Below are 17,889 nucleotides of genomic sequence, written 5' to 3'. Positions count from 1 at the left end.
CCTTTTGATAAGGATCACGCTAGACCCCATTTTTTCTGTACGGATCGTTCTAAACGGATAAATACGACATTATCCATAATCGTTCCAATGACTGCGATGATGATCATCACCGAAATGACAAGATCCATCTGCCCAAGTGAGCGACCCGTTTCCAGCAGTTGACCTAAACCGCCCCCCGCGCCGAGCAGTTCACCTGCCATTAGCGCTCGCCAAGAAAATGCCCAAGCGATCCGGAGTCCGGATAGTAATTGCGGAACAGATGCCGGTAAAATAACTGTTCGGATAAAATGAAAGCCAGTGGATCCGAATGTTTTCGCGACCCGTTGATAAAGCGTCGGGACATTTCGAAATCCGCTCGTCGCGCTGACAGTCATCGTCCACGTCGCGCCTATGGTAACGATAAAAAGAATTGAAAAATCGTTTAATCCAAACCAAATGATCGCAAGCGGAAACCAAACGATACTTGGAATTGATTGCAAAGCGGTTACGAGAAAACCAAGTGTATCTTCAACCAGTTTATAGCGCCAGATGAGATAACCCATGATTAATCCTAAAATAATCGCTACTATAAATCCGACGAGAAGACGGCTCATACTCTTCCCAACGGCTGCCAATATTTGACCATTTACAAGACCATTGAATAGCGTCTCCAGCACTTGCGTCAAACGAGGAAACATAAAATCCGGAAGAACCGAAAGTCTAGATGTGACTTCCCAGATCACCGCTATCATCGCGATGAAGACGATTCGTCTTAAAGCTGTAGTCATCTCCCATTTCCTCCTTCAACACTTTTTCAATTTCCGCTTCCAATATTGATAAAATCCTTTGTTCTGTACGAAATGTGACGCTATCCGGCGACACGCCATCTGTCGTAGTCGGCACTGGAATGATTTCTTTTATTTTTCCAGGGCGCGTACCGAACACGATCACTTTTTGTGAAAGTAATACGGCTTCCCGGATGTTATGGGTGACGAAGAAGATGGTCACTTTCGTCTTTTTCCAGATGTCCAATAACTCCTTATGAAGTACCATTCTCGTTTGTTCATCCAAAGCGGAAAAAGGTTCATCCATTAATAAAATATCTGGCTCCATAACGAGTGCCCTAGCGATGGATACGCGTTGTTTCATTCCCCCTGAAAGTTGATGGGGATAAGCATGGATATATTTGCTGAGATGCACCATTTTCAAAAATTCGATCGCTTTCGCTTCCGCCTCTTGTTTCGGCATCTTTTTCAACAGTAGACCGTATGTGACATTTTCCAGGACAGTGAGCCACGGAAAAAGACCGGCTTCTTGGAATACGACAACCCGATCAGGCCCTGGCTTTTCTACTTTTTTTCCGGAAATGGTAATGTTTCCTTTATCGATTTTCTCCAAACCTGCAATCATATAAAGGAGCGTCGATTTACCGCAGCCGGATGGACCGACGATGGAAACAAAACTCCCTTTTTCCATTTCAATATGAATGCCATCCAGCACTTTGGTACTTTCCTGTTGATCATTGCTAAAACTTTTTTCAATCCCATCGATTGTTAAATACATCATCCCACCCCATACTTTTCTAATCTATTTAGTCGGAATTATATGCAAGGAAGTGAGAATATTCTCCTCTTCCCATGTTAAGCATTTCAGATATCTCATGCTGAATGATCATATAAACAAATCACTAGATAAATAACGTTCTCCTGTGTCAGGCGCAATGCAGACAACCGTTTCGTCCGGGGTCAATCTTTTTGCAACTTGCAATGCGGCATACACGGATGCCCCGCCGCTTGGACCGAGGAGGATGCCTTCACGTGCAGCTAAATCTCTAACAGTTTGATAGGCGTCTTCGTCTTCAATTTTAAAGATTTCATCGTAAATCGTTGTATTTAATATCGACGGAATAAATCCTGGGCTCGTTCCGACAAGTTTGTGCTTCCCTGGTTTTCCACCGGATAATACAGGAGATCCCGCTGGCTCAACGACATGCACTGTAATGGCTGGATCGTATGCTTTCAACGTTTCTCCCGTTCCTGTAATTGTTCCGCCAGTACCTGCCGTTCCAACAAATGCTGTTAGTTTTCGATCCAGAGATTCGATTGCCTCGATGATTTCTGTCGCTGTCGTCGTTCGGTGAATATCGGAATTTGCTTCATTTTCAAATTGCATCGGAATGAAGCTATTTGGGATCTCTGCTGCAATTTCTTCCGCCTTTTGAATGGCCCCTGGCATTTTCAAATCACTCGGCGTCAGAACAACTTCGGCACCGTAAGCCTTTAATATATTAATCCTTTCAATGGTAGAAGAATCTGGCATGACGATAATAGCTTGATAACCACGCGCCGCTGCATTCATGGCAAGACCAATACCCGTATTTCCGGAAGTCGGCTCGATAATTGTATCTCCTGATTTTAACAAGCCATCCTTTTCTGCTTGGACGATCATATTATAAGCCGCCCGATCTTTCACGCTGCGACTCGGATTAAAATATTCAAGTTTCACATAAACTTCCGCACCCGTTTGATCGGGAAGACGGTTCAATTTCACTAAAGGTGTATTGCCAATCAACTCTGCAATATTATTTACAACGCGCAAGACGCTCATCCCTTTCATCGATCTTGATGTTTGATTGATTATATCACATACAATCCCAATAATACATACAAGATTACAAGGAATTAAGGAGTTAGATATAAAAAATCCCCCTGACCGATCAATCGATTAAAGGGACTCATTCTCCGTATTAAATTTTGTGGTAGGTGCCAACATCTCGGAATCACTCATCCATCTAAAATCACTACCCGCTGGATTTTGAAATATACGGAGCCCGAATTCTCCTGCCACCGCAAACAGATGATCAAAAATGTCAGCTTGCACAGTTTCATACACCGTCCATTTCACGTCATTCACGAAAGCGTAAATTTCTAACGGCAGTCCTGTCTCCCCCGGTGCTAACTGCCGAACCATTAACGTCATTTCCTGATGAATGCCAGGATGTCTTTGAAGATATAGAAGTACGTACGCCCGAAAAACGCCTATATTCGTTAATGCGCGCCCATTCACAGCATTATTCAGGTTAATCTTATGCCTAATATTATATTCCCTAATTTCACGTTCACGTCGGTTAATATAATCCGAAAGAAAATCGATCGTTTTGAAATACTCGATCATTTCTCTTGTACAAAATGTAATACTTGTTGTGTCAATATATAATGAACGTTTAATACGCCTTCCCCCAGATTGCTGCATCCCCCTCCAATTGATAAAGGAATCCGAAATGAGCGCATAACTAGGAACCATCGTCAATGTACGGTCAAAGTTACTGACGACTACCGTATTTAAGGAAATATCAACAACATCCCCATTCGCGCCATATTTAGGCACTTCAATCCAGTCACCGACCCGAACCATATCGTTGGCCGATAATTGAACACCTGCCACAAGCCCTAAGATCGAATCTTTAAATACTAACATAAACACTGCGGAGAGAGCACCGATCCCACCTAGCAGGATGACAGGACTTTCTCCCATTAAATTGGCAATCACCAAAATGGCACCTATAATGATGACAAGTATTTTAGTAACTTGTATATATCCTTTGATTGGCTTTGTTTTTGAGATTTCGTACGTTTGATAAACATCCTGAATGACACTTAAAAAGCTATTGATGACATTTAATGCGACCAGAATTATATACGTAAGCGCAGCCGTTTCAATGAGCTTCTGATACACTGGAAAAGTAGCAGCAAAGTAATAAATAATAAGAGCTGGTACAAAATGAGATAATTTATGGAACACTTGTCTTTCCAACAAAATATTATCCCATTTAAAATTGTTCTTTTTCAAGATGTGAGTGATCAATCGAATGACCACTTTTTTCGTTATAAAATTAGCGATGATACAAATGGATGTGATCACAGTAATCATGATTGCGATTGAAAGATAGTCAACCCAAGCCGAATTCATACCGTAACCTATAAGCCGGTTACGAATAAAGTCCATTTTCGATTCCCTCCGCACGATTTATTTCGGTTCTTATGATAATTTTATATGCATTCATCATGTAGTGTCTATTATAACAAAATAGAGAAGTTAACTCTTTGATGAACCATCAGATGGACGAACGTTATTCCCGACTCTTTAATATTTTAGACAAACAAAAAAGGCTTCCCAAAAGTCTAGTAACTTTTGAGAAGCCTCAATTATATCCTCAATGGTTAGCAAAATGTTAGCATTCCACTCTCGTCTTACCCACAAACCTTTGTAGATCAAGGCTGGCAAGAAGTTATTACATCATGCCGCCCATTCCGCCCATGTCAGGCATCATTGGTGCTACTTTGTCTTCTGCAATGTCTGCTACAACAGCTTCAGTTGTCAGAAGCATTGCTGCAACAGATGCTGCGTTTTGAAGTGCGGAACGTGTTACTTTTGTTGGGTCAACGATACCCGCTTGAACCATGTTCACCCACTCGCCGTCTGCTGCGTTGAAGCCTACGCCGACTTCTTCGCGTTTTAGGCGGTCAACAACGATTGATCCTTCAAGACCAGCGTTGTTTGCGATTTGACGAACTGGCTCTTCTAGTGCGCGAAGAACGATTTTCACACCTGTTGCTACGTCGCCTTCTGTAGAGTTGAGAAGCTCTTCTACTTTACCGTAAACGTTAACAAGTGCTGTTCCACCACCGGAAACAATTCCTTCTTCAACTGCTGCACGCGTTGAGTTCAATGCGTCTTCGATGCGTAGTTTACGCTCTTTTAGTTCTGTTTCAGTCGCAGCCCCAACTTTGATCACCGCAACGCCGCCAGCTAGTTTCGCTAGGCGCTCTTGAAGTTTTTCTTTGTCGAACTCAGAAGTTGTTTCTTCAAGCTGTGTACGGATTTGGTTCACACGACCGCTAATGATCTCAGAGTCGCCATTTCCTTCAACGATTGTTGTGTTGTCTTTTGTAACAACAACTTTTGCAGCTGTACCAAGCATTGTAATATCAGCAGTTTTCAGGTCTAAACCTAAATCTTCTGTAATCACTTGACCGCCAGTTAGGATTGCAATGTCTTCTAGCATTGCTTTACGACGGTCACCGAATCCAGGTGCTTTTACCGCCACTGCGTTAAATGTACCGCGCAATTTGTTAACAACTAGCGTTGCAAGCGCTTCACCTTCAACGTCTTCAGCAATCATCAATAGCGGCTTCCCTTGTTGAACAACTTGCTCAAGTACTGGCAAGATTTCTTGGATGTTCGTAATTTTTTTGTCAGTAATCAAAATGTAAGGGTTATCTAGAACCGCTTCCATTTTGTCTGTATCTGTTGCCATGTATGCAGATGCATAACCACGGTCGAATTGCATTCCTTCTACAACATCTAGCTCAGTTGTGAAGCCTTTTGACTCTTCAATTGTAATAACGCCGTCGTTGCCAACACGCTCCATTGCATCTGCGATCAGCTTACCAACCTCTTCATCGCCTGAAGAAATAGACGCAACTTGTGCAATTTCTTCTTTGCCTTCGATTTCATCAGAAATGTCTTTCAGGCCTTCTACTGCAGCTGCAATTGCTTGTTCGATTCCTTTACGAATACCAACTGGATTTGCACCTGCTGTAACGTTTTTCAATCCTTCACGGATCATTGCTTGTGCAAGAACGGTTGCAGTTGTTGTTCCATCGCCAGCAATTTCGTTCGTTTTAGAAGCAACTTCTGCCACAAGTTTCGCACCCATGTTTTCAAAAGCGTCTTCTAATTCGATTTCTTTCGCAATTGTTACACCGTCGTTTGTAATAAGTGGTGAACCAAATTTCTTCTCAAGCACAACGTTGCGTCCTTTTGGTCCAAGTGTTACTTTAACAGCATCTGCTAATGTATCTACACCACGAAGCATTGCGCCGCGTGCGTCTTCATTAAATTTAATTTCTTTAGCCATTTAAACGTTCCCTCCTGAATTTTCGTGTATTTGTTCATTAATCGATCATCAATTCGAATTAACCGATGATCGCTAAAATATCACTTTCACGAAGGATCAAATATTCGTTTCCTTCATACTTCACTTCAGTTCCTGCATATTTTGAGAAGATAATGTGGTCGCCTTCTTTAACTTCTAGCTCAACGCGCTGACCGTTTTCAAGAACGCGTCCAGTGCCTGCCGCAACTACTTTCCCCTCTTGCGGTTTCTCTTTCGCAGAATCTGGTAATACGATACCGCTTGACGTTTTTTCTTCCGCTTCGATTAGTTCGATTACGATACGGTCACCTAATGGTTTCAACAAGTGAAACAACCTCCTCAAAGTTAATCATCTTTTTAGCACTCATCTAACAAGAGTGCTAACACAATTTCTATATTAATGAACATTAGTATGAATTGCAAGTGAAATCACTTTTTCACCTTTTCATTTTGCTAATCTCTTTCAAAAACGATAAAATAGACGTCAGCCACAATAGAAAGGGTGGATTTGTTGAAAAACGGAAAATTATATTTTTATCTCCTACTTACATACGTTGCTTTTCAAATCGTCAGTGTTTTTCTAGCACAACCTTTAATCACTTTTTTTGAAGGTTCAACGGATGATGTGAAAGAAGCAGCATACAAAGGGGTAGCTTGGTCGCTTTTCACGACCAATTTCATCACGCTCATTATTTTCCTGCTGCTCATGCGGACAAACAAATCGTTCTTGAAAAATGTCTTCGATGGGAAAGCGGTCTCCTTTTGGACGTCGGTACTCTGGGGATTTATCGGATTTTTCCTTGTGATGGGCGCTCAAATTTTGGGTGCGATCATTGAGCAAAGCATCGGGATTGAACCAGGATCGGAAAACACTGAGCTTGTTTCTGATATTGCCAAAGTGGCACCGATCATGATTTTACCAATCGCATTGTTCGCCCCTATCCTAGAAGAAATCGTATTTAGACGTGCGATTTTTGGAGGCGTCTACCGAAAGTCTAACTTTTGGATTGCTGGGGTCGTTAGTGCTGCAATTTTTGCAGTTGTGCACAATGATTTTGAACATATCATCATTTACTTGTTCTCCGGGCTTGTCTTCTCTTATTTGTACTACCGAACGAAACGATTAATGACTTCTATGATTGCTCACTTATTGTTAAATAGCTATGTAACGGTCATCCAGCTAAATTACGATAAAATACTAGAACTTCAAAAACAGTTACAACAGACATTTATACTATTTCTCCAATAAAAAAAGTCTTCCTGCATTGGAAGACTTTTTTTATTATTGTTTTTGCTGCCCCATGACCTCATCAATTTGTCTTTGTTGCTCCGCCCGAATCTCTTCCAATTGACGTTGCTCTTCCGCTTGCAAGTACTTGCGGTAGCCGAAACGCGAAATGAAAATACTAAGTTCATACAGAATAAATAGTGGAACTGTTACAAACAAATGTGAAAAAATATCCGGCGGTGTAATGAAAGCTGCGATGACGAAGAGTACAAAGTAAGCGTACTTCCGCATCTTCACCAATGTTTTAGGATTCAAGATCCCGAGTCTCGTTAAGAACAATAAAACGACTGGCAGCTGGAATACAATTCCAAAGGGAAGGAGCAGTTGGAATAGAAAGCCAAAATACTCATTAATCCCAATCGTTTGGACGATTTCAAGGTCTGTTGACAAATTCATCATAAACTTCATGACGTATGGAAAAAGAACAAAATAAGAAAACGCGATTCCCGCCACAAAAAGAAGAAATGTGAAAGGAATGTAGTTTAATGTAGCGCGTCTTTCTGTTTCATGTAGCCCCGGCGAGACAAAAGCCCATAGCTGGTACATGATGACCGGCGAGATGACAACAAAAGCGATAAATAGGATCACTTTTATATAAATCATGATCGGATCAAGGACATTAAATGCGTTTAATGTTACATATTCAACTTCACGATTATACTGCAAAAACTGAATTAGCGGTTTGGCCACAAAAAAGGCCCCGATGATCGCGACAATAAAGAAAACGACGATTACCATCAGCCGTTTTCTAATCTCATCTATATGTTCAATGACTGTTAAGTTTTTTTCATGCATCGGACAGACATCCTAACGTACTTACTTCACTTCTTCTTTCTGATCTTTCTTTTTTACATCCTCGTCTTCGACAAGGCCTTTCGTTGCGTTTTTAAATTCACGCAATGAAGAACCGAACGCCTTTCCGATTTCCGGCAACTTCTTTGGACCAAAGATCAATAATGCAATGACAGCAATCAGTATTAAACTTCCTGGACCTGGCATATCGGACACCTCCCTCGTAATATGTCTATTTTACACGAATTTTGCTTCAATTACTATTCACAAACTACGATAATTGTGAATCCTTTTCATCATTTTTCATGAAATATATCAATGTTTGCAATTCTACAGACAAGTCGATTGTATGTACACGGACATGGTCGGGGACGGAAAGTCGAACAGGCGTGAAATTTAGAATGCCTTTAATACCAACCTTCACCAAGCGATCTGTCATTTCCTGTGCTACTTCCGAAGGCACGGCAAGAATGACTAACCGAATGCCCAGTTCATCGATTTTTTGTTCCATCATATCTGAATGCATAGCTAAAGTACCGCTTTTCGCAACACCTTCAATCGGCAATTTCGGGTCAAATGCAATCACAATCCGGGTATTATGGTTTTTATGAAAATTATACTTTAAGAAAGCGGTTCCAAGACTTCCAACACCTACAAGCGCAACATCAGTTTCTTCGTCTTGGGCAAGAATGGAACGGAAGAATTCAACGAGATAGTGAACTTCATATCCATAGCCTTTTCGACCAAGGGCACCAAAATGAGAGAAATCGCGCCGAATTGTCGCCGCATCAATTTTCATTGTTTCACTCAATTCGCCTGATGACACCCGCCTCTTTCCTGCATTTGCCAAATTTTGAAGAAATCTATAATAAAGAGGTAATCTTTTCGATGTTGCATCCGGAATTTTTGGAATTTCTACTTTCATCTCTATCCCCATCCTTCCTAAGCCAATTCTATCGTACAGTAGATGTCGAATGTTGTAAAGTCGGCCATTGCGGAGTCTGACGCATTCGATTAAACTTAAGGAGAATGAGGTGTTAAACATGATCGTTTTACAAGTAAATGGACTAACCAAGTCATTTTCAGGTACTGATATATTAGAAAATGTTCGACTAGAAGTACAGCATCGCGACCGTGTAGCACTTGTTGGTCGAAACGGAACAGGCAAGTCAACACTACTTAAAATAATTGCCGGCGAAATGGCCTATGATGCCGGCGATCTGATCATTCCAAAGGACGTCCGAATCGGGTATTTGGAGCAGCATAGCGCCATTGATTCGAGGTTAACGCTTTGGGATGAGATGATGACCGTCTTTGAACCTTTGCAACAAATGGAACAACGGCTTCGCTCTCTCGAAATGCAAATGGCTGATCCCGCGGTCTATGAAAATCAGACTGCTTATGATCGGGTAATGAAAGAATATGATGCCTTGCAAATGACGTTTAAGGATGCTGGCGGCTATCAATTTGAATCCGATGCGCGTTCTGTTTTACATGGCATGCGGTTCTATCCAGAGGATTATGATAAGCTGCTCGACCAGTTTTCAGGCGGTCAAAAGACTAGACTGGCGCTTGCAAAAATGCTGTTAAGTAAACCCGATCTGCTCATTTTAGATGAACCGACAAACCACCTGGATATCGAAACACTTAGCTGGCTTGAAAAATATCTATCTTCTTACGAAGGTGCTATTCTCATCGTGTCGCACGACCGTTATTTCCTTGACCAAATTGTAACGAATGTCTATGAAGTATCTAGAAAAAGAGTGACGAAATATGTTGGAAATTATAGTGCCTACTTAGATGAAAAAGCGAAAAATTTTGAGCGTGACCAAAAGCTATACGAAAGGGATGTAAGTGAAAAGGCAAAGCTTGAGCAATTTATTCAACGAAATATTGCACGAGCATCTACTTCAAACATGGCGAAAAGTCGTCGTAAACTGTTAGAGCGAACGGATTGGATGGATGTACCCGAAGGAAATGAAAAATCGGCAAGCTTCTCCTTCTCAATCGAACGTGAGAGTGGGAATGATGTATTATCCATTGACGATCTTTCAGTCGGTTATGACAATGTACCTGTTTCATCAAATATTACATTACGTGTATACAAGCAGGAGCGGATTGCCATTATTGGGCCGAATGGAATTGGAAAGTCGACATTACTGAAGACCATTGTCCGCAAAAAAGAACCAATCGTCGGGCATATTCGATATGGCACCAATGTTCAGTTTGGTTATTACGACCAAGAGCAAGCAACGCTCATTGGATCGGGCACTGTTTTAAGTGAGATTTGGGATGACTGGCCAATGATGAACGAAAAAGATGTGCGTACTGTACTCGGTCGATTTTTATTTTCCGGCGAGGATGTAGAGAAACCTGTACAGTCATTATCCGGGGGTGAAAAAGCTCGATTGTCGCTGGCGAAACTGATGCTGCAACAATCGAACACACTTATCCTTGACGAGCCAACGAACCATCTCGATTTGGACAGTAAAGAAGTGCTTGAAAATGCCCTAGATGACTTTCCTGGCACAATTATCTTCGTATCTCATGATCGGTACTTCATTAATCGGATTGCCACTAAAGTCATCGAGGTGGGTGAAACTGGCGTTGTGGAGTACATGGGAGACTATGATTATTATATTGAAAAGAAATTAGAACAAGAAGAATTAGCTATTGTGTCAGAAAGCGGAAAAACAACACCTGCTCCTACTACTGATCAAAAAGTTGTGGATGACAAAGCTTTTAAAAGACAAGAACGACGCTTAGTCCGAGCCATTGCCGAGATCGAAAAACAGCTGGCAGAAATGGATGAACAAATGATATCTCTTCAAAATGAGCTTGTTCTTCCCGATTATGCAGACGACCATATCAAATTGATGGATTTGCAAGCCGAAATTGATGCGATCCAGGCCGAATATGATACAGCTTCGGAAAAATGGCTGACGTTACAAGAAGAACTCGAAGAATTACACTAACTGGGTCATTCACCTTGGGAATCCTCCCAAGGTGTTTTTTGTCGCACCTTGTCGGTAAATGATCCACAAACCTTTTTCTTTTCCACAATCTTATACACACCATGAAAACCTATAACATCGGATATGAACAATGTTATCCACGTTATCCACATCAATACCTGTCTTTATTCACATTAATTTTCCTTATTAAAGAAGTAGATATGAACAACTTATTTCCTTATACACATGTTATCCACAGATTGTGCATAAGTACGAATGTTCCGTATTGACAAATTATAAATATCTTGTTCTAAAAAAACAAGAAAATCGTCAATAGCTGACAACTTCCGTGTTTACCTTGTGTCATTATTCTGTTCTGTAAAGAAGAAGAAAGGACAAACTGATTAGTAGCTTTTCTATCTTCCCCTACATAGATATAGAAAGAACGGCTTAAACGAACAAAGATGGATTGAAGCTGTCTTCATCGGCATGCGTTTCCGCTCCGAACGGATTGGCACTGATACGTTCATTAAGAAAAAATCATTTGTACCCAAAGGTATAATAAAGTCAATGTTACGATCGTTGATATCGGGATGACGATTAACGATACGCTAAGGTAGTCCTTCCAGCTGCATTTAATCTGATTTCTTCTCAAAATATGCATCCAAATGAGAGACGCTAGTGTACCGATCGGCAATAATAGTGATCCGATGTCGCTGCCAATAATATTCGCAAGATAAATCGTTTTCAATGTAGTCGGATCCAACCCCATCTCCGTTAAGGTAATTGTTCCGATCATTAACGCTGGATGGTTATTAAAAAAGTTGGACAAAAATGATACTACCCCCCCCATAATAAAGCTCGCTTGAAACAATCCCTGATTTACAATCGGTTCACATAATTGAACGAGCAAAGCAGTGAGACCCACGTTATGCAATCCATAAATGATCACATACATCGAAAAGGCAAAAATAAGTATGTGCCAAGGAGTCTTTTTCAGGATGTCCAGTGGATTCGTCCGTAAAAGATACCATCTCCATATGAGCAGCGTAATTGACCCAAGCACTGCAACAATTTCAATCGGAACGTTGATAAATGAAGCAACAAAGAGTAAACATCTCATCAAAAATACAAAAAGTAATATTTTCAACATAAATTTTGTGCGTTTTTTCTTTGATTCAACAGGTATCGATGTCTTCAATGGATGAAAGTTTTTAATGAAAAAAGAGTCTTCGATATCCAAGATGGCATCAGGCAATTTTTTTGGCAGCCTATGCCTGAGTACCATGTACATGAGGTACGACATGAACAACAAACCTAACGTTGCCGGAACAAACATCATGGCCGTATGCATCCATAATGACATTTGCACGATTTCCAGAGCGATTAGATTGACGATATTGCTAACTCCGATTGGTGCACTGGATGCTGTGGCGATCAATGCACCGCTTAATAAATAAGGGATCCTTTGGTGGGTTTTCAGTTGAAAGTTTTTTAAAAGTAATATTAAGATCGGCGTCGTTATTAAGATGCTCCCGTCATTATTAAATAATAAAGTCATCAAAAAACAAAGTAACTGGATGTACCAATAGAGACGATGACCTGACCCTTTCGATAGATGCGCAAGTTTTGCTGCTGCCCAGTGGAAAAAACCGAAACTTTCCAATATAACTGCCATGACAATTGTGGCTATGATCGTAATAGAAGCCCCGCCTATTTTACTGATGATATCCATAATATCAGCCTTTGACACGAGCCCTATTAATAAGATCAAGCCTGCGCCAATCGAAGCTGGCCATGCCTCGTTCAAACCTCTAGGTCTCCAAAATATGACTAACATAGTAGTCAGAAATACCAAACCCGTGATGCCTATTTGAACACTCATACATATACCCATTTCCTTTCTTATTATCTCGCTATAGTTCGTCCGTTTCTTTGTATGTATATTCACCTTCATTTTCATGTGACGGGTGTATGTCCATGCTTGGTAAATTATGCATGTCTATAATAGTGCCATCATAAAAACGCCAATCCAATGGACAGGCGTTTTTTCATTATTTGGTAAGTCAGTGAATTAAAATAGGCCGTCGATCTATGCTCGTCAGCCTAAAAGGGTTTCATCTTTATGAATACAGGTTTTATAAACATCCTTCACACCTGGTGCACCGTTTTAATATGATCAATATTTAATAAGATCGAGTTTGCTCTTGTGGTCTGAAGTTCTGCGACTTGAAGATCGACATTACTTACTTTTCCAATACAACTTTTATGACTACCCACGTTAACTACGATGAGTTGATCCTTTAACTGATTCATTTGTTTTGCAAAGCTCTTGGCCAAATCTTCATACTTCTGTTGCCCCAATGGATTTTGTTGATCAATGTCGTATAGTTTTTCATTTTCCGCATAGGGAATTAGCCATTTGAGATGATTCATTGAAACATACATTGTCTTATAAACGGGCGAATCGAAAACAAAATAGTCATCCATGACGCACCTAATCTGTCCGTGCAATGATTCATGTCCTGCGACAAAGACTTCAATATATTTTCCAATCGCTTGTGAAATTACTTCCTTAAATGATAGTTCTTTAAAAGCTTTCCCTGTGATGATACTGGGGAACTCTGTTGGCGGAGTAATATCATTTTCGTTCTGGCGATCGATGATAAGGTTTTGAATATGTCCTAAAGGGATGTACACAAACTGTTTTCCATTGTAAATTACGATAATATCGCTGCCAATATCAATAACATTCCCATGTAACTTTTCCTTGCCTGAAACTTCTATTCGTACATACTCATTTACTAGACTCTGAACAATATGTTTCAAGTCTTCCTCTCCTTCTTCATAGCATATTCGTCGCTTCTAATGAGAAGCGACGAATGCGTCCAGACCCTTTATCTTATTTTTATTTTTTCCCCTTGCTGTTACCTTTGTTTTGCTTTTGCTCCTTTTTTTCGACTTTGGCACCATAACTAATATTTCGGATATGATACATTGCAACATGAATAATTTCTTCGTTTGCGACAATGGTAACAAAATCATCCGTCACTGTTTCCAAAACACCCTCTAAAGTTTCTGGTCCACCACGATTGATCTTTACCCAACGAAGTGGCAACTGTTCTAAAACACCTTTAAATTCTTTTGCTTGAATTAATTTTATATCACTTGGCATTTCTATATTAAGTGCCGCCTGCTCTTTCGAATTATACGTTAAGCTCTTAATATGCCTTGTATGATAATAAATGACCCCTTCTTCATCATGGAAAATTGTAATATGATCGTTGTCTGCTGCTAGTAGCCTTCCGATTCGTGATTCTGGTCCACCTCTATCAATTTTGACCACTTTATTAATAAGTGTGTCTAGCATTTCTTTGTTCATATGACTTCCCTCCTTTTATAGTTTCCTACTATCTATATGAGTTATGTATTCATATAGCCATGGATAGAAGCCTACATTTGATTATTAGAGTAAGTACATTTGACGAATTAAATTGATAGGCGTAAAAAAACCTTCTTAACGGCTTTCTATCCGTCAAGAAGGTATTCGCTGCGAGTTATTTTTTCCAAGAAGTCAGCGGCATGCCAGGTTTTCCGTTCATCGTAAGATCTCCACGGATTCCATCGACAAACATGGCAGACCCAGCTGCTGCAATCATAGCAGCATTATCGGTACAAAGTGAAATCGGAGGTACGTAAAAAGGTATTTCAGCTTCATTGAATACTTTTTCAAGTGAAGATCGCAATCCCTTATTTGCCGCAACACCGCCTGCTGCAATAACTTGCTTGACGCCGTATTCTTTTGCCGCCTTTAACGTTTTTGATGTCAGCACATCGACAACACTCGCCTGGAATCCGGCCGCCACATGTGCCCCGTTAACGGATTGCCCTTTTTGCTCTTGGTTATGTTTATAATTAATGACAGCAGATTTTAGTCCGCTAAAACTAAAATCATAGGAATCTGGCTCCAACCATGCCCGTGGAAACTCAATTTCCCCATCACTTTCATGAGCAAGTTTGTCTATATGAGGCCCCCCCGGATAAGGAAGTCCTAACACACGTGCCACTTTGTCATACGCCTCGCCAGCAGCATCATCCCGTGTTTCACCAATCAACTTAAACGATCCATGCTGCTCCATTAAGACGAGCTCTGTATGTCCCCCTGAAACAATTAATGCAAGCAATGGAAATTCCATTCGCTGCACGAGTTCATTCGCATAAATATGACCCGCGATATGATGCACACCAATAATCGGCCGCCCATTCGCGAACGCAAATGCTTTCGCCGCATTAATGCCAATCAATAACGCCCCGACAAGACCAGGTCCTTCCGTCACTGCAACAGCATCCAAATCTGAAGGTGTTAAATTGGCTTTTGCAAGTGCTTCTTCGATTACAAGTGTAATCTGTTCCACGTGATGTCTTGACGCAATTTCTGGCACAACACCCCCAAACCTTTGCTGACTCGGGATTTGAGAAGCAACGATATTCGAGACGATTTCCGTTCCATTTTTAACAACAGAAGCTGCGGTTTCATCGCAACTCGTTTCTATTCCTAATATAAAAAGATCTTTCTTCATTTAAATTCCACCCACATGACGAGCGCATCTTCGTGGTCGTCTGTATAATAGTTTTTTCTAATACCACCATCTTGAAAACCAAGCTTTCGATAAAGGTTCTGCGCGATCTCATTTGACACCCTCACTTCAAGCGTCATTAAACGAACATCGTTTAGCTTACAAAGTTCAATTGCTTTTTGCATAAGGGCCTCGCCAATCCCCTTGCCCCTCCACTGTTGAAGAACGGCAACATTCGTAATATGGCATTCATCTAATACGACCCACATGCCGCAATGGCCGATAATACGTTCCTGATCGACCGCCACAATATAATGTGCATAATCATTTCCAGTCATTTCATGCTCAAATATTTCTTTTGTCCACGGCGTTGAAAATGCTTCTTTTTCAATTTGCACGACGGAAGCGATATCCTCTTTAGTCATTTTTCGATATTGAATTTCTTTATTCACTTGCCGATTCCTTCCCTTGACGCTTTAGCCAATTCGCTTCAGCTTCGGCAATTCGCCGATATTGCGGCACGAATGTATGGACTTCTTCTTCTTTGTTTGTTCGCTGTGCAAGATCGATCAAAGCTGAAGCACGTGGAAGATTATACTGGGTTGACGCAAACAACGCTTGATTTTCAAGCTTTTCCTTTAGCACCTCTCCATGAAGAGCAACATCTTTTCCGATAAATAAAACCGGGCTTTCATGCTCTTTAAGCATTTGTGTGAGCGCCTCAATTGAATAATGCCCATCTTTAATCATTGAAATCCATTTTCCCGCATCATAACGGTAAACACCTGCGTAAACATTGTTTCTTCTTGCGTCTACGATTGGACAAATTAGCCCAGTGAAGTACATTGCGTTTGCAGCGAGTACTTGTAAACTGGATACACCTATAAGCGGCTTGCCCAAAGTCCAAGCAAGTGTTTTCGCAATGGTCACGCCGATTCTTACCCCCGTATACGAGCCAGGCCCTTCCGACACCGCAATGGCGTCAATATCAGCAGGTAATAATCCCGCTTTTTTACAGACTTCTTCAATCGTCGGCATGGCCCGCAGCGAATGATTGATCGCAAGTCCAGAATTATACTCGACCAAAATATTACCATCCTGAACGATGGCAACTGAAAGCGGCGTATTTGATGTGTCAATGCCAAGCCAAATCATAATGCTATCTCCTCACAAATCATTTCATATCGCTTGCCAATCGGGTGAAATGTAATTTTTCGTGTTTCCACACCGTCGTGATGAACAATGCGAATTTCCAGCCGCTCGCTTGGCAAATCTTCCTCGATAAGATGCGCCCATTCAACGACAGAAATCGCATCCCCATAAAATAATTCATCCCACCCAAGATCTTCATCACTATCCGCTAACCGATAAACATCCAAATGGTTGAATGGATGCGTTCCTTCATATTGTTTGATAATGGTAAATGTCGGACTATTGACTGTCCTCGTTATGCCTAAGCCTTTTGCTAATGCTTTTGTGAACGTCGTTTTACCAGCACCAAGATCACCTTCAAGCGTGATGACATCGGGTGGTGTAAGAAGTGTTGCAAGTTTAGCTGCAAGCTGCTCTGTTTCCTGTACAGAATGAACGAAAAATTCCTTAGTCATTTGAATTTCCTTTCTTGATGCGATGCATGTTCGATTATCTATAGTGTACCTAAAATGTTTCTTCTCGGAAAGTATGGAGCTTTTTCCCCACGTACAAAAACAATAAAAAACCGATTCTGGAATGATCCAAAATCGGTTGTGAATGTCATATAAATGGCGGTCCCGACGGGAATCGAACCCGCGATCTCCTGCGTGACAGGCAGGCATGTTAACCGCTACACCACGGGACCAAATTATGTAGTTCACTTCGAAGTAAGTGGCTCTTAGACTGTAAATAAATTAATAGTGAGCAGTTATAACCAAACCAATCGAAGTGAATAAAGTGCCTGGCGACGTCCTACTCTCGCAGGGGGAAGCCCCCAACTACCATCGGCGCTGAAGAGCTTAACTTCCGTGTTCGGTATGGGAACGGGTGTGACCTCTTCGCCTTCGTCACCAGACTATGAGCTTATTCGCTCAAAACTGAATAAAACAAACATTGGATGCACAATCGTAATCATTTACATACTGTCCAGCTACGACTCCCTGACGCTCGAGGTCATAAGCCCTCTTGCCTCCGTGGCTATCGCCACTACCGCAAGCCGTCTTATGCTTGTCGCGTCAAAGCGGTCGTCTCCGCTTTTCTTATAGGTTAAGTCCTCGATCGATTAGTATCTGTCAGCTCCACACGTCGCCGTGCTTCCACCCCAGACCTATCCACCTCATCATCTTTGAGGGATCTTACTTACAAATGTAATGGGAAATCTCATCTTGA

18 protein-coding genes, 1 tRNA gene and 2 rRNA genes are annotated in these 17,889 nt (G+C 41.2%); 2 read left to right on the top strand and 19 right to left on the bottom strand.

Features of this window, described 5'->3' with window-relative positions:
* Window positions 1–14: 14 nt before the first annotated feature.
* The 6 genes from AU377_RS14620 to groES all read right to left on the bottom strand — a co-directional run bounded on the left by AU377_RS14620 (window position 15) and on the right by groES (window position 6,242).
* Window positions 15–767 (bottom strand): ABC transporter permease, encoded by a 753-nt coding sequence (locus tag AU377_RS14620; protein ID WP_067408547.1) that lies wholly within the window; start codon window positions 765–767, stop codon window positions 15–17.
* Window positions 700–1,542, bottom strand: coding sequence for an ABC transporter ATP-binding protein (locus tag AU377_RS14615; protein WP_067408545.1), 843 nt, complete (start codon window positions 1,540–1,542; stop codon window positions 700–702). The genes AU377_RS14620 and AU377_RS14615 overlap by 68 nt, the downstream gene beginning before the upstream one ends.
* 108 nt (window positions 1,543–1,650) lie before the next feature.
* A complete protein-coding gene (cysK, locus tag AU377_RS14610) occupies window positions 1,651–2,577 on the bottom strand; it encodes a cysteine synthase A (RefSeq protein WP_067408543.1) in 927 nt (308 codons plus the stop codon).
* Window positions 2,578–2,703: 126 nt separating this feature from the next.
* Window positions 2,704–3,984, bottom strand: a complete 1,281-nt coding sequence (locus tag AU377_RS14605) for a mechanosensitive ion channel family protein (protein WP_067408542.1) — start codon at window positions 3,982–3,984, stop codon at window positions 2,704–2,706.
* A 286-nt stretch (window positions 3,985–4,270) separates the two neighbouring features.
* A complete protein-coding gene (groL, locus tag AU377_RS14600; RefSeq protein ID WP_067408540.1) occupies window positions 4,271–5,899 on the bottom strand; it encodes a chaperonin GroEL in 1,629 nt (542 codons plus the stop codon).
* A gap of 58 nt (window positions 5,900–5,957) precedes the next feature.
* Window positions 5,958–6,242 carry a co-chaperone GroES gene (gene groES / locus AU377_RS14595; protein WP_067408538.1) on the bottom strand — a complete coding sequence of 95 codons (285 nt, stop codon included), beginning with the start codon at window positions 6,240–6,242 and terminating at the stop codon, window positions 5,958–5,960.
* A 186-nt stretch (window positions 6,243–6,428) separates the two neighbouring features.
* On the opposite strand from groES, the gene AU377_RS14590 reads away from it, so the two are divergent.
* Complete coding sequence (locus AU377_RS14590; protein ID WP_067408536.1) at window positions 6,429–7,166, top strand: CPBP family intramembrane glutamic endopeptidase; 738 nt, start codon at window positions 6,429–6,431, stop codon at window positions 7,164–7,166.
* A gap of 33 nt (window positions 7,167–7,199) precedes the next feature.
* Here the strand turns inward: AU377_RS14590 and tatC are convergent, their stop codons facing one another.
* The 3 genes from tatC to AU377_RS14575 all read right to left on the bottom strand — a co-directional run bounded on the left by tatC (window position 7,200) and on the right by AU377_RS14575 (window position 8,922).
* Window positions 7,200–8,000 (bottom strand): twin-arginine translocase subunit TatC, encoded by an 801-nt coding sequence (gene tatC / locus AU377_RS14585; RefSeq protein WP_067408535.1) that lies wholly within the window; start codon window positions 7,998–8,000, stop codon window positions 7,200–7,202.
* 21 nt (window positions 8,001–8,021) lie between these two features.
* A complete protein-coding gene (locus AU377_RS14580; RefSeq protein ID WP_067408533.1) occupies window positions 8,022–8,204 on the bottom strand; it encodes a twin-arginine translocase TatA/TatE family subunit in 183 nt (60 codons plus the stop codon).
* Between the two features lie 64 nt (window positions 8,205–8,268).
* Complete coding sequence (locus AU377_RS14575; protein WP_067408531.1) at window positions 8,269–8,922, bottom strand: redox-sensing transcriptional repressor Rex; 654 nt, start codon at window positions 8,920–8,922, stop codon at window positions 8,269–8,271.
* Window positions 8,923–9,040: 118 nt separating this feature from the next.
* Here AU377_RS14575 and AU377_RS14570 point away from each other — a divergent pair, with 118 nt between their 5' ends.
* Window positions 9,041–10,972, top strand: a complete 1,932-nt coding sequence (locus tag AU377_RS14570) for an ABC-F family ATP-binding cassette domain-containing protein (protein ID WP_067408529.1) — start codon at window positions 9,041–9,043, stop codon at window positions 10,970–10,972.
* A gap of 508 nt (window positions 10,973–11,480) precedes the next feature.
* Here AU377_RS14570 and AU377_RS14565 read toward each other — a convergent pair.
* The 10 genes from AU377_RS14565 to AU377_RS14520 all read right to left on the bottom strand — a co-directional run.
* The gene (locus tag AU377_RS14565) at window positions 11,481–12,836 is read right to left on the bottom strand and encodes an arsenic transporter (RefSeq protein WP_067408527.1); all 1,356 of its coding nucleotides are present in this window, start codon (window positions 12,834–12,836) and stop codon (window positions 11,481–11,483) included.
* A gap of 266 nt (window positions 12,837–13,102) precedes the next feature.
* The gene (locus tag AU377_RS14560; RefSeq protein ID WP_067408525.1) at window positions 13,103–13,780 is read right to left on the bottom strand and encodes a hypothetical protein; all 678 of its coding nucleotides are present in this window, start codon (window positions 13,778–13,780) and stop codon (window positions 13,103–13,105) included.
* Window positions 13,781–13,859: 79 nt separating this feature from the next.
* The gene (locus AU377_RS14555; RefSeq protein WP_067408523.1) at window positions 13,860–14,333 is read right to left on the bottom strand and encodes a hypothetical protein; all 474 of its coding nucleotides are present in this window, start codon (window positions 14,331–14,333) and stop codon (window positions 13,860–13,862) included.
* Between the two features lie 175 nt (window positions 14,334–14,508).
* Complete coding sequence (gene tsaD / locus AU377_RS14550) at window positions 14,509–15,531, bottom strand: tRNA (adenosine(37)-N6)-threonylcarbamoyltransferase complex transferase subunit TsaD (protein WP_067408520.1); 1,023 nt, start codon at window positions 15,529–15,531, stop codon at window positions 14,509–14,511.
* On the bottom strand, window positions 15,528–15,980 hold the full coding sequence (rimI, locus tag AU377_RS14545; RefSeq protein WP_067408518.1) for a ribosomal protein S18-alanine N-acetyltransferase: 453 nt from the start codon (window positions 15,978–15,980) through the stop codon (window positions 15,528–15,530). The genes tsaD and rimI overlap by 4 nt, the downstream gene beginning before the upstream one ends.
* Window positions 15,973–16,683 carry a tRNA (adenosine(37)-N6)-threonylcarbamoyltransferase complex dimerization subunit type 1 TsaB gene (gene tsaB, locus AU377_RS14540; protein ID WP_067408516.1) on the bottom strand — a complete coding sequence of 237 codons (711 nt, stop codon included), beginning with the start codon at window positions 16,681–16,683 and terminating at the stop codon, window positions 15,973–15,975. The genes rimI and tsaB overlap by 8 nt, the downstream gene beginning before the upstream one ends.
* The gene (tsaE, locus tag AU377_RS14535) at window positions 16,680–17,135 is read right to left on the bottom strand and encodes a tRNA (adenosine(37)-N6)-threonylcarbamoyltransferase complex ATPase subunit type 1 TsaE (RefSeq protein WP_067408514.1); all 456 of its coding nucleotides are present in this window, start codon (window positions 17,133–17,135) and stop codon (window positions 16,680–16,682) included. Before tsaE ends, tsaB begins: the two co-directional genes overlap by 4 nt.
* Before the next feature lie 154 nt (window positions 17,136–17,289).
* A tRNA-Asp gene (locus tag AU377_RS14530) sits at window positions 17,290–17,365 on the bottom strand.
* Between the two features lie 94 nt (window positions 17,366–17,459).
* Window positions 17,460–17,575 (bottom strand): 5S ribosomal RNA (rrf, locus tag AU377_RS14525).
* Window positions 17,576–17,762: 187 nt separating this feature from the next.
* A 23S ribosomal RNA gene (locus AU377_RS14520) occupies window positions 17,763–17,889 on the bottom strand; the annotation flags it as partial.

Source organism: Sporosarcina sp. HYO08 (genome assembly GCF_001563475.1).
Classification (GTDB): domain Bacteria; phylum Bacillota; class Bacilli; order Bacillales_A; family Planococcaceae; genus Sporosarcina.
This window is presented reverse-complemented; position numbering and strand designations above follow the sequence as displayed.